Source organism: Halomonas salipaludis (assembly GCF_002286975.1).
Lineage (GTDB): Bacteria > Pseudomonadota > Gammaproteobacteria > Pseudomonadales > Halomonadaceae > Franzmannia > Franzmannia salipaludis.
Genome location: NZ_NSKB01000005.1, coordinates 60,618 through 74,329, shown reverse-complemented (window position 1 = coordinate 74,329; position 13,712 = coordinate 60,618). Strand labels below are relative to the sequence as shown.

The following is a 13,712-nucleotide window of genomic DNA, read 5'->3' as shown; positions in this document are numbered from 1 at the left end:
ACTAAAGTCCATCCGCAGGGGCTGACAATTGTAATATCCAATCAATCCCATAGCTCCACCCTATCACAGCGGCGCTATCCCGTGCTCAAACCACATCGTCATCGCGTCCCAGGGCCACCTCTTCCAACTCGCCACTCTGCGGCGACACGCTGACGCGCAGCTGGATCGGCGCACAGCAGCGTGGGCAATCCTCCCAAGTCATATGACTGCCTTGGCTGGTATCGACCAGCAAGTCGAAGGCGGTGCTGCAGTAGGGGCAGTGGACCGCGCGGGACGTCAACATTTCTTCATGCATGGGGCACTCCTGTCATCGGCCTGCCACTCGGCGGGTTTATAATACCGCTAGCAGCCTGGACGTCATTCCAGCATAGACGCTGGCTAGCGGGCGACGCTTGAAATCAGCGCCTATCATGACCATGTAGTAACGACGACCGCGCTTTCGTGCGCCCCGGATGGGCGCCCATCGCTCTTCATGAGGAGGAGACCATGAGCCACACGACCCCCGAGACCCTGACACAGCTCGACGTCGGCGGACACAGCTACCACTACTACAGCCTGCCCAAGGCCGCCGAGGCGCTGGGCAACATCGACCGCCTGCCGATGACTCTCAAGGTGCTGCTCGAGAACCAGCTGCGCTTCGCCAATGACGACAGCGTCGACGTCGATGACATTCAGGCGCTGGTCGATTGGCAGCAGCAGGGACGCTCGAGCCGCGAGATCGGCTATCGTCCGGCCCGGGTGCTGATGCAGGACTTCACCGGCGTGCCCGGGGTCGTCGACCTGGCTTCGATGCGTGCCGCGGTGGCCGAGCTGGGCGAAGACCCGGCGCGCATCAACCCGCTGTCGCCGGTGGACCTGGTCATCGACCACTCGGTGATGGTCGACAAGTTTGGCAACCCCACGGCGTTCAAGGACAACGTGGCCATCGAGATGGAGCGTAACCGCGAGCGCTACGAATTCCTGCGCTGGGGCCAGGACGCCTTCGACAACTTCCGCGTGGTGCCGCCCGGCACCGGCATCTGCCACCAGGTCAATCTCGAATACCTGGGCAGAACGGTGTGGACCAAGGAGGTCGACGGCAAGACCCTCGCCTACCCCGACACCCTGGTCGGCACCGACTCCCACACCACCATGATCAACGGTCTCGGCATACTCGGCTGGGGCGTGGGCGGCATCGAAGCTGAGGCGGCCATGCTCGGCCAGCCGGTGTCGATGCTGATCCCAGAGGTGATCGGCTTCAAGTTGACCGGCAAGCTGCGCGAAGGCATCACTGCCACCGATCTGGTGCTGACGGTCACCGAGATGCTGCGCAAGAAAGGCGTGGTCGGCAAGTTCGTGGAGTTCTACGGCGACGGCCTCGACGACCTGCCGCTGGCCGACCGCGCCACCATCGCCAACATGTCGCCGGAATACGGCGCGACCTGCGGCTTCTTTCCGGTCGACCAGGAGACCCTCAACTACCTGCGCCTGACCGGCCGCGAGGATGCCCAGATCGCCCTGGTCGAGGCCTACAGCAAGGCCCAGGGGCTGTGGCGCGAACCTGGCGCCGAACCGATCTTCAGCGACACCCTGCACCTCGACATGGCCGAGGTCGAGGCCAGCCTGGCCGGCCCCAAGCGCCCCCAGGATCGCGTCGCGCTGACCGACATGAAGGCGACCTTCGAGGCGCTGATGGGCGACCGCCTCAACGAGGTGCCGACCACCGAGAAGGGGCGGCTGTTCTCCGAAGGCGGCCAGACCGCAGTGGGCGTCGAGCAGAGCTACGAGAACGCCGACAGCCGGGATGTCGATTACGCTGGCAAGCAGTTCACCCTCGACCACGGCGCGGTAGTGATCGCCGCCATCACCTCCTGCACCAACACCTCCAATCCCAGCGTGATGATGGCCGCCGGCCTGCTGGCACGCAAGGCCCGTGAGAAGGGACTGACCACCCAGCCGTGGGTCAAGACCTCGCTGGCGCCGGGCTCCAAGGTGGTCACCGACTACCTCGCCGCCGGCGGCGTGCAGGAGGATCTCGACGCCCTGGGCTTCAACCTGGTGGGCTACGGCTGCACCACCTGCATCGGCAACTCCGGACCGCTTCCGGAGTCCATCGAGGAGGCCGTCAATGAGGGCGACCTCACCGTGGCCTCGGTGCTCTCCGGCAACCGCAACTTCGAGGGCCGCGTGCACCCGCTGGTCAAGACCAACTGGCTGGCCTCGCCGCCGCTGGTAGTGGCCTACGCCCTGGCCGGCAACGTGCGCCGCGACCTCTCCAAGGAGCCTCTCGGCGAAGGCAGCGACGGCAAGCCGGTATATCTTCAGGACATCTGGCCGTCCCAGGCCGAGATCGCCGAGGCGGTGGAGAAGGTCAAGACCGAGATGTTCCGCAAGGAGTACGCCGAGGTATTCGACGGCGACGACGTCTGGAAGGCCATCGACGTGCCGCAGAGCGAAGTCTATCAGTGGCCCGAGTCGACCTATATCCAGCACCCGCCATTCTTCGACGGCATGGGCAGGGAGCCGGAGGCCATCGATGACGTCGAAGGCGCACACATCCTGGCCATGCTCGGCGACTCGGTGACCACCGACCATATCTCGCCGGCCGGCGCCATCAAGCCGGATAGCCCCGCCGGGCGCTACCTGCAGGAGCACGGTGTCAAGCCGGTGGACTTCAACTCCTACGGCTCACGCCGCGGCAACCACGAAGTGATGATGCGCGGCACCTTCGCCAACGTACGGATTCGCAACGAGATGCTCGATGGCGTCGAGGGCGGCTTCACGCGCCATGTGCCGAGTGGCGAACAGCTGGCGATCTATGATGCGGCGATGAAGTACCAGCAGGAAGGCACGCCGCTGGTGGTGGTGGCCGGCAAGGAGTACGGCTCCGGCTCGAGCCGCGACTGGGCCGCCAAGGGCACCCGGCTACTCGGCGTACGCGCGGTGCTGGCCGAGTCCTACGAGCGCATCCACCGCTCCAACCTGATCGGCATGGGTGTGGTGCCGCTGCAGTTCCCCGAGGGCGAAAGCCGCCAGTCGCTGGGTCTGACCGGTGACGAGACGATCTCCATCGAGGGGCTCGGCGACCTCAGCCCGGGCAGCAAAGTCAAGGTGACCATCAAGAGCGACAAGGGCGAGAAGAAGCTCGATGCGCTGTGCCGCATCGATACCGTCAACGAGCTGGCCTACTACCAGCACGGCGGCATCCTGCACTATGTGCTGCGCAAGATGATCGGCAGCGCCTGAGGCTGCTAGCGGCGCCTGAGGGCGCCAACCTGAAACGCCCAGCTGGCTGACCGGCTGGGCGTTTTTGTATCGGGAGTTTGGAGCACCAAGCACCAAGCACCAAGCGTCAGCCCGAAGCACCCTAGCCCCAGGCAGCGGGGCATGAAGTTAGCGAACCTCATTTTTCAGGGATGAAAAATGGAGCGTCCAGGGATGGATTCACAGCGTGTTCGCGTTTTCATGCCCCGCTGCCGTCAGAGCGGACTGAGACTCCTGATCAGAACGCCTTGCGCCGATACTCGCGATAGCGCGGGTACCAGAAGTTGGCCTCGATGGCCTCGCGCAGCGTCTCGTCGTCGCAGGTCAATGCCACGTCCTCGGCCATGGCCTGCTTGGCCACGTCGAAGGCGATCGCCTTGCTGATCTCGCGGATCTCGGACAGCGCCGGCAGCAGCGGCCCCTTGCCCTCCTGGACCATGGGCGCGCCCTTGGCCAACGCGTTGGAGGCCGCCATCAGCATGCCGTCGGTGACCCGCGAGGCGCGCGCCGCGATCACCCCGAGGCCGATGCCGGGGAAGATATAGGAGTTGTTGCACTGGGCAATGGGATAGTGCTTACCACGGAACTCCACCGGCGCAAAGGGGCTGCCGGTGGCCACCAGCGCCTGGCCCTCAGTCCACACCAGGATCTCTTCCGGCGTCGCCTCGACCTTGGAGGTCGGGTTGGAGAGCGGCATCACCAGCGGCTTGGCGCAGCCGGCATGCAGCGCCTGGATCACCTCCTTGGTGAACAGGCCACGCTGGCCGGAGACGCCAATCAGCACCGTCGGCTTGGCCTGAGTGACCACGTCGAGCAGCGCCGTACCCTGCCACCCGGCCGGGTCGTGGGCGAGCCGCGCCTGGAAATCGTAGAGGCCGTCCATGTCGCGGGTCAGCAGGCCGTGGCGATCGACCATGAAGATGCGTGCCCGCGCCTCGGCTTCGCCCAGGCCTTCGGTCTGCATCGCCAGTACGATCTGCTCGGCGATGCCGCAGCCCGCCGAGCCGGCGCCGACAAAGGCCACGCGCTGCTCGCTGATCTTCTCGCCCTTGGCCTTGCAGGCCGCCAGCAGGGTACCCACGCACACCGCCGCGGTGCCCTGGATGTCGTCGTTGAAGCAGCACAGCTCGTCGCGATAGCGCTCCAGCAGCGGCATGGCATTGGTCTGGGCGAAATCCTCGAACTGCAACAGCACATTGGGCCAGCGGCGCTTCACCGCGGCCATGAAGTCGGCGATGAAGGCGTCGTACTCGGCCTTGGACACCCGTGGATGGCGCCAGCCCATGTACATTGGATCGTCGAGCAGGGCCTGGTTGTTGGTGCCGACGTCGAGGGTGATCGGCAGCGTATAGGCCGGGCTGATACCGCCACAGGCGGTATACAGCGACAGCTTGCCGATCGGGATGCCCATGCCGCCGATGCCCTGGTCGCCGAGGCCGAGGATGCGCTCGCCATCGGTGGCCACGATCACCTTGACGTTGTCCTTGGTGGCGCTGCGCAGGATGTCATCCATATATTCGCGATCCGGGTAGCTGATAAACAGCCCGCGATGGTTGCGATAGATATTGGAAAACTCCTCGCACGCCTCGCCCACGGTAGGGGTGTAGATGATCGGCAGCATCTCCTCGAGGTGCTCCTCGAGCAGGCGGAAGAACAGCGTCTCGTTGTCATCCTGAATCGCACGCAGGTAGATATGCCGGTCGAGGTCGTTCTGGCACAGCCGATACTGGCGGTAGGCGCGCTCGGCCTGCTCTTCGATGGACTCGACGTTCTGCGGCAGCAGGCCGATCAGGTTGAAGGCGATGCGCTCGTTGAGGGTGAAGGCGCTGCCCTTGTTGAGCAGCGGCATCTCGAGCAAGGTGGGGCCGGCATAGGGAAGGTACAGCGGGCGCTTGGCGGGTTGCGTCATCTCTCGTCTCGTCACTGTTGATAGAAAGCTTGGCGCTCTGCTCTTGGTGGCGCCCTGATCGCGCCATTCTACCATGCTCAATGCGCTCGCTTCCCTCCCAACGCAGCGCGCCCCGACCAGGGCCGGGGCGCGTCTGCTGCGATAGCCTACGCTCAGCAGCGCTTGGCGGTAGGCCGCCGGCCCGCCTCGCCCTCGAAGAACAGCGGCCGCAGCTTCACGCCCAGCATATTGCCGGCGAAGCCCGCCACCAGCCACACCCAGCCGTGCAGGCTGCCCGAGGCGATACCACTGAAGTAGGCGCCGATGTTGCAGCCAAACGCCAGTCGCGCGCCGTAGCCGAGCATCAACCCACCGATCACCGCCGCCACCACCGATTTGAGCGGGATGCGGAAGTTGGGCGCGAAGCGGCCGGCCAGGGTGGCCGCCACTAGCGCGCCGAGGATAATCCCAACGTTCATCACCGTAGTGATATCGCTCCATACGCTGGCCTGCAACGCCTGGGCATTGGCCACCGACTGCCAATAGCCCCAACCGGAAACGTCGCCGCCGAGGAACTCGAAGCCCTTGGCGCCCCACAGCGCAAAGGCCGAGGTGATGCCCCAGGGCCGCCCGGCCAGTGCCAGAGTGGTGAAGTTGAGCAGCGCCAAGGCCACTGCGCCAAACAGCAGTGGCCAGGGGCCTGTCAGCCAGCGGCGCTCGCGCACTTCAACGCGGGGCGCCTCCTCGAGTTGGCCGTGGCGGCGCTTCTCCATTGTCACGGTGAAGGCGGCAATGGCCGCAAACAGCGCCAGGCTGATAGCGATGCCACCACCGGCCCCGGCGGCATCGACCAGCGACACCGGTTGAAAAGCCGGCAGGCTCTGCCACCAGGCGAAGTGGGCGCTGCCAATCAGCGAGCCGACGATGAAGAACAGCAGGGTGATCAACATTCGTGCATTACCACCGCCGGCTGTGAACAGCGTGCCCGAGGCGCAGCCGCCGCCGAGCTGCATGCCGAGACCGAACAGGAAGGCACCAACCACCACCGACACGCCATCGGGGCGACGAACCCAGACACCGGATTGCCGAACAGGCTGCCGGCTCCCAGCGCCGGGAAGAACAGCAGCACGGCGACGGCCAGCATTACCATCTGGGCGCGCAGCCCACGGCCGCGACGCTCACTGATGAACACCCGCCAGGCGGCGGTAAAGCCGAAGGCGGCGTGGTAGAGCACCAGGCCGAACAGGCCACCGACCACCATCAGCAGGCCAGTGCGAGCCCCGAAAGCAATACCGACCGCCACGGCACCGAGCAGCAGTAGCCCGGCGGCGACCGGTGTGATCGGCGACAGGCGTTGCGTGGCCAGTGTTTGCGTCATGATGGCCTCCCGTGATGAAACATGCTGGAGCGGTATCGCTCCACCGACCAGCAATACCTTAGTATTTCACTCGGGATAAAGGAAATGCATGACGACTATCATGAGCATTCCCCAAGAATATAAAGCCTCCCCCAGGCAGTCCTGGGGGAGGCCATCTACCAGCCTGGCGGCTTAGATGAAGCGCCCCAGCCCCACGGCCTGACGCATACGATCCATGAAAGGTGCCGCCTCGGCGCGGGCGCGCTCGGCCCCCTTGAGCAGCACCTTCTCGATATGCCCTGGGTCTTCCATCAGCGCCTGGTAGCGCTCGCGCGGCTCGCGCAGGTGGTCATTGAGATGCTCGAAGACGCGGTTCTTGGCCTCGCCCCAGCCGATGCCGTTGGCGTACTCCTGACGCATGGCGGCACTCTCCTCCACGCTGGCGAAGGCCGAGTAGATCTGGAACAGGGTGCAGCTATCCGGATCCTTGGGCTCGCCGGGCTCCAGCGAGTTGGTCTTGATCTTGCGCACCAGTTTCTGGAGCTTCTTCTCGGCGACGAACAGCGGAATGGTGTTGTTGTAGCTCTTCGACATCTTGCGCCCGTCCAGACCATTCAAGGTCGGCACGTTGTCGTCGATCACCGCTTCAGGGTGCGTGAAGTAGTCGCCCTTGTAGAGGTGGTTGAAGCGCCCAGCGATATCGCGGGCCATCTCGATGTGCTGGACCTGGTCGCGGCCCACCGGCACCTTGTGGGCGTTGAACATCAGGATGTCGGCGGCCATCAGCACCGGGTAGCCGAACAGGCCCATGGTGATGCCCTTGTCGGGATCCTGGTTGCCGGCGGCATCGTTGTCGGCCACCGCCGCCTTATAGGCGTGGGCGCGGTTCATCAGGCCCTTGGCGCAGACGCAGGAGAGCATCCAGGTCAGCTCGGTGACCTCGGGCACGTCCGACTGGCGGTAGAAGATGGCGTTGTCGGTATCCAGGCCCAGCGCCAGCCAGGTGGCAGCGATCTCGAGGCGCGACTCCTGTACCCGGCGCGGATCCTGGCACTTGATCAGTGCGTGGAGGTCGGCGAGAAAGTAGTAGGACTGCACGCTGGGGTCCTGACTGGCGGCGATCGCCGGCTTGATGGCGCCGACATAATTGCCCAGGTGGGGCGTGCCGCTGGTGGTGATACCGGTCAGGACGCGGGTCTTCGTCTCGGAAGCTGCACTCATGGAAAGCGGACTCTCGTGGTCGGAAATGCCCGCTATGGTAACGCGCGGCCCGGGTCAAGGCGACCGGGGCATGAGCGCCTTGCTTGGACGTGCGGCGATGGTCACCGCCCTGTGTGGTTAAGGCACCGGCGACAGGCCTTCAGCCATGTCGGTGGCATCCGCTCGGCGCCGCTCGCGCTGGTAACACCGCAGCTCCGCGTTACTTCACCAGCCCGGCAGGGTCAACATACTCCAGCCCGAAGGCCTCGGCCACCGCGCGATAGGTGACCTGTCCATCATACACGTTGAGACCCGGCAGGAAGTGGCGGTCGTCGGCCAGCGCCTGCTGCCAGCCCTTGTCGGCCAGCGCCAGCACGAACGGCATGGTGGCGTTGGTCAGCGCCTGGGTCGAGGTACGCGCTACGGCGCCGGGCATATTGGCCACGCAGTAGTGCACGACGCCGTCGACGATATAGGTCGGCTCGGCGTGGGTGGTGGCGCGGCTGGTCTCGAAGCAGCCGCCCTGATCGATGGCCACGTCGACCAGCACGCTGCCGGGCTTCATGTCGGCGAGCATCTCACGGGTGATCAACTTGGGTGCCGCGGCGCCGGCGATCAATACCGCACCCACGATCAGGTCCGACTCGCGGCTCGCCTTGTCCAGCGCATCGGCGGTGGAGTAGACGGTGCGAATACGCCCCTGATAGCGATCGTCGAGCACCTCGAGGCGCGCCAGCGACTTGTCGAGAATGGTCACCTCGGCGCCCAGCCCCAGCGCCATGCGCGCGGCGTTCTCGCCAACCACGCCGCCGCCGATCACGGTCACCTTGGCCGGCGCCACCCCCGGCACCCCGGGCAGCAGGATCCCTGCACCACCCTGAGCCTTCTCCAGGCTGTGGGCGCCGGCCTGGATGGCCATACGGCCGGCCACCGCGCTCATCGGTGCCAGCAGCGGCAAACCGCCGTCGGCGCCGGTGATGGTCTCGTAGGCAATGCAGGTCGCGCCGCTCTGCATCAGGCCACGGGTCAGCGTCTCCTCGGCGGCCAGGTGCAGGTAGGTGAACAGGGTCTGCTCGGGCGTGAGGCGGGCGACCTCGTCGGGCTGCGGCTCCTTGACCTTGAGGATCAGCTCGGCGGCCCCCCACAGTGTGGCTACGTCGGCCTCGATGCTGGCCCCGGCGGCCTGGTAGTCGGCATCGCTGAAGCCAGCGCCCTCGCCGGCACCGGCCTGTACCACCACGGCATGGCCGCGGCCGCTCAACTCACGCGCCCCGGTAGGGGTCAGGGCGACCCGGTATTCGTGGTTCTTGATCTCCTTGGGTACGGCGATCTGCATGACAGCCTCCTGTGCGATGAACGGGTACGCTTCGACGTTACCTTCATTACAGCACAGTCGCACGATCACGATAAAATCACGCCAGAAATCAGCAAAGAGGGCAATATTGTGGCGTTATGACAAAAATATCTTCGGCAAAGCCAGGCTATCTCGAAGCATCTTCCTCATCGACCAGCACGCTGCCATAGCCGGTGACGTATTCCGCCGGCATGCGTCGTGGGCGGCCGCTGGAGAGCTCGATGCAGGCGAAACGGGTACGCGCGCGCAGCAGGGTACGCGCATCGGCAGGACGACGCAGCTGGAAGCGTCGCGTCAGGGTCAGGCGGCCGTCGCAGGCGACGATCCAGGTGGCCAGCTCGAGCCGCTCGCCGACCAGCGCCGGCGCCAGGTAGTCGAGCTCGTGGCGGTGTACCGCCATGCCGCGGTCGAACTCACGATAGCGCGCCAGATCTAGCCCCAGCTCGGCGGAGTGCTGCCAGCTGATCGCCTCGATCCAGCGCAGGTACTCGATGTTGTTGACGTGGCCGTAGTCGTCGATGGCCGTGACCTCGACCTCGATAGGCAACACGTACGGGCGCGGTAGATCCCACTCCATGGTCGCTCGAACTCCTATGGCTTGACGGTGCCGCACTGCCAACAGGTGTCGAAGACACCCTCGAGGCGCTCGCCGCAGCCCGGGCAGACCCAGTCCGGGACTGGCTTGTCGGCGCCTTCGAGACTTTCGCGGATCAGGCCTCTGGCGCGCTCGACATTGTGCGGTGCCACCCACACCTCGGGCTCGCACTCGCCCAGCGGCAGCTCGCCCGCCCCGCCGGCCAGCGTCATGTTGCGCAGCTCGACGGGAATATCGGCGGCACGCAGCACGTTGTGCAGGTGGCTGACCAGTAGCCCATTGGAGTGGGCGAAGACGCGAACGTAATCGAATTCCGCCATATCGCTCAGTCGCGGAAGACGCGTACGCCAAGGGCCTTTAGATACGCCGTCTCGGGAATCGCCGGATGCACCGGATGATCCGGCCCCTGGTGGCCCTGGTAGATGACCTGGCCGTGGCGGTCCTGGTGACGCACTGCGCCGCGCACGCACTCGACGAGCCGCTCCGGCGCCAGGTGCATGGAACACGACGCCGAGAGCAGCATCCCATCGCGACCCAGCAGGCGCATCGCCTCGCGGTTGAGGCGCGAATAAGCGCGCTCACCGTTGGGGATGTCCTTGCGCTTCTTGATGAAGGCCGGCGGGTCGAGAATCACCACGTCGAACTCCTCGCCGTCGGCCTTGAGTGCGGCCAGCGCCTCGAAGGCGTCGCCTTCGCCGATCGCTACCTGCTCGGCCACGCCGTTGAGCGCGGCATTTTCGGCCACTTGCGCCAGCGCCTCGCCGGAGGCGTCGACACACAGCACCTCGCTGGCCCCGCTGGCCGCCGCCTGCACGCCCCAGCCGCCCACGTAGCTGAACACGTCGAGCACGCGCTTGCCGGCCACCAGGCCGTTGAGCCAGGCACGGTTGGCGCGGTGGTCGTAGAACCAGCCGGTCTTCTGGCCGTCGAGCACCGGCACCACGAAGCGCACACCGTTCTCCTCCAGCAGCACCTGCTCGGGCAGCTCGCCCTTGACCACCTCGACGTGACGCTCGAGCTGCTCCTGGCGGCGCCCGGAGGAGTCGTTCTTGAACACGATGGCGCGCGGCGACAGCACCTTGTCGAGGGCGGCGACCACCTCTTCACCGAGACGCTCCATGCCCAGGGTGTTGAGCTGCACCACCAGCACGTCGTCGAAGCGGTCGACGATCAATCCCGGCAGCAGGTCGCCCTCGCCGTGCACCAGGCGGTAGAAGGGCTTGGCAAACAGCCGCTGGCGCAGCCCCAGCGCCTGCTTGAAGCGGTGTACCAGCAGCGAGCGGTCGAGGCGCACGTCGGGGTCGCGCGAGACCACCCGCGCACAGATCAGCGAGTGCGGGTTGACGTAAGCCACCCCCATCGCGCGGCCGTTGGCGGCCTCGATCACCGCCTGGGCGCCGGGCTCGAACCCCTTGAGCGGCGTGGCTTCGATATCGACTTCGTTGGAGTAGAGCCACAGATGCCCCGCCTTGAGGCGGCGGTCGGCATTCTTTTTCAAGCGCAGGCGTTCGGTCACGGATATCTCCAACGATAGGAATCAAGCTGATAGGGGCATTCTAGCATTCACGCAGCGCTTTTCGGTTACCCGCGGCGGCAATGGACCGACGCCGTCAGGTCTGGCAGCTAGCGCAGAACACGCTGGCGCGCTGGCCGAGGGTGATCAGCCTGAGCTCGGCACCACAGCGCCGGCACGGCTGGCCGTCGCGACCGTAGACATTGAGCCGTTGGGCGAAGTAACCCGGCTCGCCGGTGCCGCTGACGAAATCGCGCAGCGTGGTGCCGCCCTGGGTGATGGCCGCCGCCAGCACCTCGCGCACCGCCGCAGCGAGGCGCTGGTAGCGCTCCAGCGAGATGCGTCCGGCGGCGCGGCGCGGGTCGATACCGGCCAGGAACAGCGCCTCGCTGGCGTAGATGTTACCCACCCCTACCACCACTGCGTTATCCATCAGGAATGGCTTTACCGCAATCCGCCTCCCCCTCGACATGGCGTATAGCCGCTCGCCGTCGAAGTCCGGCGACAGCGGTTCGGGGCCGAGCCGCGCCAGTCGCGGGTCGCTGAGCACGTTGCCGGCCAGCCAGTCGACGAAGCCGAAACGGCGCGGATCGTGGTAGCGCAGGATGGCGCCGCCGTCGAGCACCAGATCGACGTGATCGTGCTTGCGCGGCAGGTCGCCGAGGCGTGCCACGCGCAGGCTGCCCGACATGCCGAGGTGCCAGAGCAGCGTACGCTCGGCTGCCGGCTCAGCGCCCGACAGCGGTATCAGCAGGTACTTGGCACGGCGGCCGAGGGCGCCGATACGCGCGCCGACCAGGGCATTTTCCAGCCCCTCCGGCACCGGCGTGCGCAGGCGCCGCTCGCGCACGATCACCTCGCGGATCTCGCGCCCCTCGACGTGGGGCGCGATACCCCGGCGGGTGGTCTCGACCTCGGGTAGTTCGGGCATGGCAGACTCTCGCTACGATCCATCGGCAATGGCCAGCGGCGCGCGGGGCCGGCACGCGCCCCAGTACGCGAAAACCCGGCACCGGGCCGGGTTCAGCGTCAGGCTCGCGCCCGCGGAGGAGACCAGATCAATTACTTGATCTTGGCTTCCTTGTACATCACGTGCTTGCGAACCACCGGGTCGAACTTCTTCATTTCGAGCTTGTCCGGGGTGTTCCGCTTGTTCTTGTCAGTGGTGTAGAAGTGGCCGGTACCGGCGCTGGACACCATTCTGATCTTGTCGCGCATGACTCGTTCTCCCTGGAATTCGCTTAGACGCGGTCGCCGCGCTTGCGGATATCGGCGATCACGGCCTCGATACCCTTCTTGTCGATGATACGCATGCCCTTGGAGGAGATGCGCAGCTTGACGAAGCGCTTCTCGGACTCCACCCAGAAACGGTGGGAGTGCAGGTTCGGCAAGAAACGACGACGCGTCTTGCGCTGGGAGTGCGATACGTTATTACCAGTCACCGGGCGCTTGCCGGTAACCTGACATACTTTGGACATGGGAGCCTCCAACCGCTTGGCCAGGTGTTCAAGACCTGAGTGTTCAAAACCTGTCGGGCAAACCGGGCCGGTAGAACGGCTGATAACCGCTGCCTGCCCCCTCATTTAACCCAAGGGAATTCTAAAGGGTGCACTTTATACCAGACGCCACGACGAACGGCAAGCAGCGTGCCAAATATTGCGCACTCCCTAGCAAGGCGCGCTCTCGTAGCAAGGAACGCCGGGGATAGGCCGAAGAGGAGGTTTGCGCCATGGATGGCGCAAGGTAGCGTACAGGGAGGTATTTACAGCGCCTCCTCGTAGGCCTGTCGCCGGATCAGTTCCGAGCGATGCTACTAACTGCGGAAACACAGCCACCCTGCACCGCCGGCCGCGCCTCTACAGCCACCCGCGTTCGGCGAAGGATATTACCTCACCGTCACCGACAACGAAATGGTCCAGCACGCGAATCTCGAACAGGCCAAGCGCAGTGGTCAAGCGCTCGGTGATGCGCCGGTCGGCATCAGAGGGCTCGGCCACTCCTGAGGGGTGATTGTGGGCGAAGATGATCGCCCCGGCCCCCAGCTCCAGGGCCCGCCGCGCCACCTCACGCGGGTAGACCGAGGCGCTGTCGAGGGTGCCGCGGAATAGTGACTCGAAGCGGATCACGCGATGCTGGGTATCCAGGAACAGCGCCGCGAACTCCTCGTGGCCGAGGTGACGCAGATGGGCCGAGAGAAAGGCGCGCACCAGGCTCGGCGAGGTCAGCGCTCCACCGCGCTCGAGCTGGCTGGCCAGGTGGCGCCGCGACAGCTCGAGCACCGCCTGCAGCTGCACGTACTTGGCCTCGCCCAGACCATGCTCGGCGCAGAAGCGGTCACGCTCGGCCTCCAGCAGCTGGCGCAGGCCGCCGAACGCCCCCAGCAGGTCGCGGGCCAGGTCCACCGCCGAGCGGCCCTTGACCCCCACGCGCAAGAAGATCGCCAGCAGCTCGGCATCCGATAGCGCCTCCGAGCCCAGTGCCAGCAGCTTCTCCCGCGGCCGCTCCCCCTCCGGCCAGTCACGAATCGACATCGGCGCCTCCCTGCTCCGTGATGCTGCATGG

The 13,712-nt window shown here is 65.8% G+C and carries 12 protein-coding genes and 1 pseudogene; 1 reads left to right on the top strand and 12 read right to left on the bottom strand.

Annotated features, from left to right (window positions below; translation table 11 throughout):
- Positions 1 to 85: 85 nt before the first annotated feature.
- Complete coding sequence (locus tag CK498_RS13515; RefSeq protein WP_095621403.1) at positions 86 to 295, bottom strand: CPXCG motif-containing cysteine-rich protein; 210 nt, start codon at positions 293 to 295, stop codon at positions 86 to 88.
- Positions 296 to 486: 191 nt separating this feature from the next.
- Here CK498_RS13515 and acnA point away from each other — a divergent pair, with 191 nt between their 5' ends.
- On the top strand, positions 487 to 3,225 hold the full coding sequence (acnA, locus tag CK498_RS13510; RefSeq protein ID WP_095621402.1) for an aconitate hydratase AcnA: 2,739 nt from the start codon (positions 487 to 489) through the stop codon (positions 3,223 to 3,225).
- Between the two features lie 256 nt (positions 3,226 to 3,481).
- Here acnA and CK498_RS13505 read toward each other — a convergent pair whose 3' ends face one another.
- The 11 genes and pseudogenes from CK498_RS13505 to radC all read right to left on the bottom strand — a co-directional run bounded on the left by CK498_RS13505 (position 3,482) and on the right by radC (position 13,681).
- Entirely contained in the window at positions 3,482 to 5,152 is a 1,671-nt protein-coding gene (locus CK498_RS13505) for an NAD-dependent malic enzyme (RefSeq protein WP_095621401.1), read from the bottom strand.
- A gap of 152 nt (positions 5,153 to 5,304) precedes the next feature.
- Positions 5,305 to 6,509: pseudogene (locus tag CK498_RS13500) on the bottom strand (YeeE/YedE family protein).
- A 171-nt stretch (positions 6,510 to 6,680) separates the two neighbouring features.
- Positions 6,681 to 7,709 carry a tryptophan--tRNA ligase gene (locus CK498_RS13495; RefSeq protein ID WP_095621400.1) on the bottom strand — a complete coding sequence of 343 codons (1,029 nt, stop codon included), beginning with the start codon at positions 7,707 to 7,709 and terminating at the stop codon, positions 6,681 to 6,683.
- Positions 7,710 to 7,908: 199 nt separating this feature from the next.
- Positions 7,909 to 9,024, bottom strand: a complete 1,116-nt coding sequence (gene ald, locus CK498_RS13490) for an alanine dehydrogenase (RefSeq protein WP_095621399.1) — start codon at positions 9,022 to 9,024, stop codon at positions 7,909 to 7,911.
- A gap of 145 nt (positions 9,025 to 9,169) precedes the next feature.
- Positions 9,170 to 9,619: an acyl-CoA thioesterase gene (locus tag CK498_RS13485; RefSeq protein WP_095621398.1), complete on the bottom strand. Its 450-nt coding sequence runs from the start codon at positions 9,617 to 9,619 to the stop codon at positions 9,170 to 9,172.
- 14 nt (positions 9,620 to 9,633) lie between these two features.
- Positions 9,634 to 9,957, bottom strand: a complete 324-nt coding sequence (locus tag CK498_RS13480) for a putative signal transducing protein (protein WP_095621397.1) — start codon at positions 9,955 to 9,957, stop codon at positions 9,634 to 9,636.
- Between the two features lie 5 nt (positions 9,958 to 9,962).
- Positions 9,963 to 11,153 carry a class I SAM-dependent rRNA methyltransferase gene (locus tag CK498_RS13475; RefSeq protein ID WP_095621396.1) on the bottom strand — a complete coding sequence of 397 codons (1,191 nt, stop codon included), beginning with the start codon at positions 11,151 to 11,153 and terminating at the stop codon, positions 9,963 to 9,965.
- Between the two features lie 94 nt (positions 11,154 to 11,247).
- The gene (gene mutM / locus CK498_RS13470; RefSeq protein WP_095621395.1) at positions 11,248 to 12,081 is read right to left on the bottom strand and encodes a bifunctional DNA-formamidopyrimidine glycosylase/DNA-(apurinic or apyrimidinic site) lyase; all 834 of its coding nucleotides are present in this window, start codon (positions 12,079 to 12,081) and stop codon (positions 11,248 to 11,250) included.
- Between the two features lie 131 nt (positions 12,082 to 12,212).
- The gene (rpmG, locus tag CK498_RS13465) at positions 12,213 to 12,368 is read right to left on the bottom strand and encodes a 50S ribosomal protein L33 (RefSeq protein WP_021819788.1); all 156 of its coding nucleotides are present in this window, start codon (positions 12,366 to 12,368) and stop codon (positions 12,213 to 12,215) included.
- Positions 12,369 to 12,391: 23 nt separating this feature from the next.
- Complete coding sequence (rpmB, locus tag CK498_RS13460) at positions 12,392 to 12,628, bottom strand: 50S ribosomal protein L28 (RefSeq protein ID WP_076746270.1); 237 nt, start codon at positions 12,626 to 12,628, stop codon at positions 12,392 to 12,394.
- A 378-nt stretch (positions 12,629 to 13,006) separates the two neighbouring features.
- The gene (radC, locus tag CK498_RS13455) at positions 13,007 to 13,681 is read right to left on the bottom strand and encodes a RadC family protein (protein WP_095621394.1); all 675 of its coding nucleotides are present in this window, start codon (positions 13,679 to 13,681) and stop codon (positions 13,007 to 13,009) included.
- Positions 13,682 to 13,712: the final 31 nt, after the last annotated feature.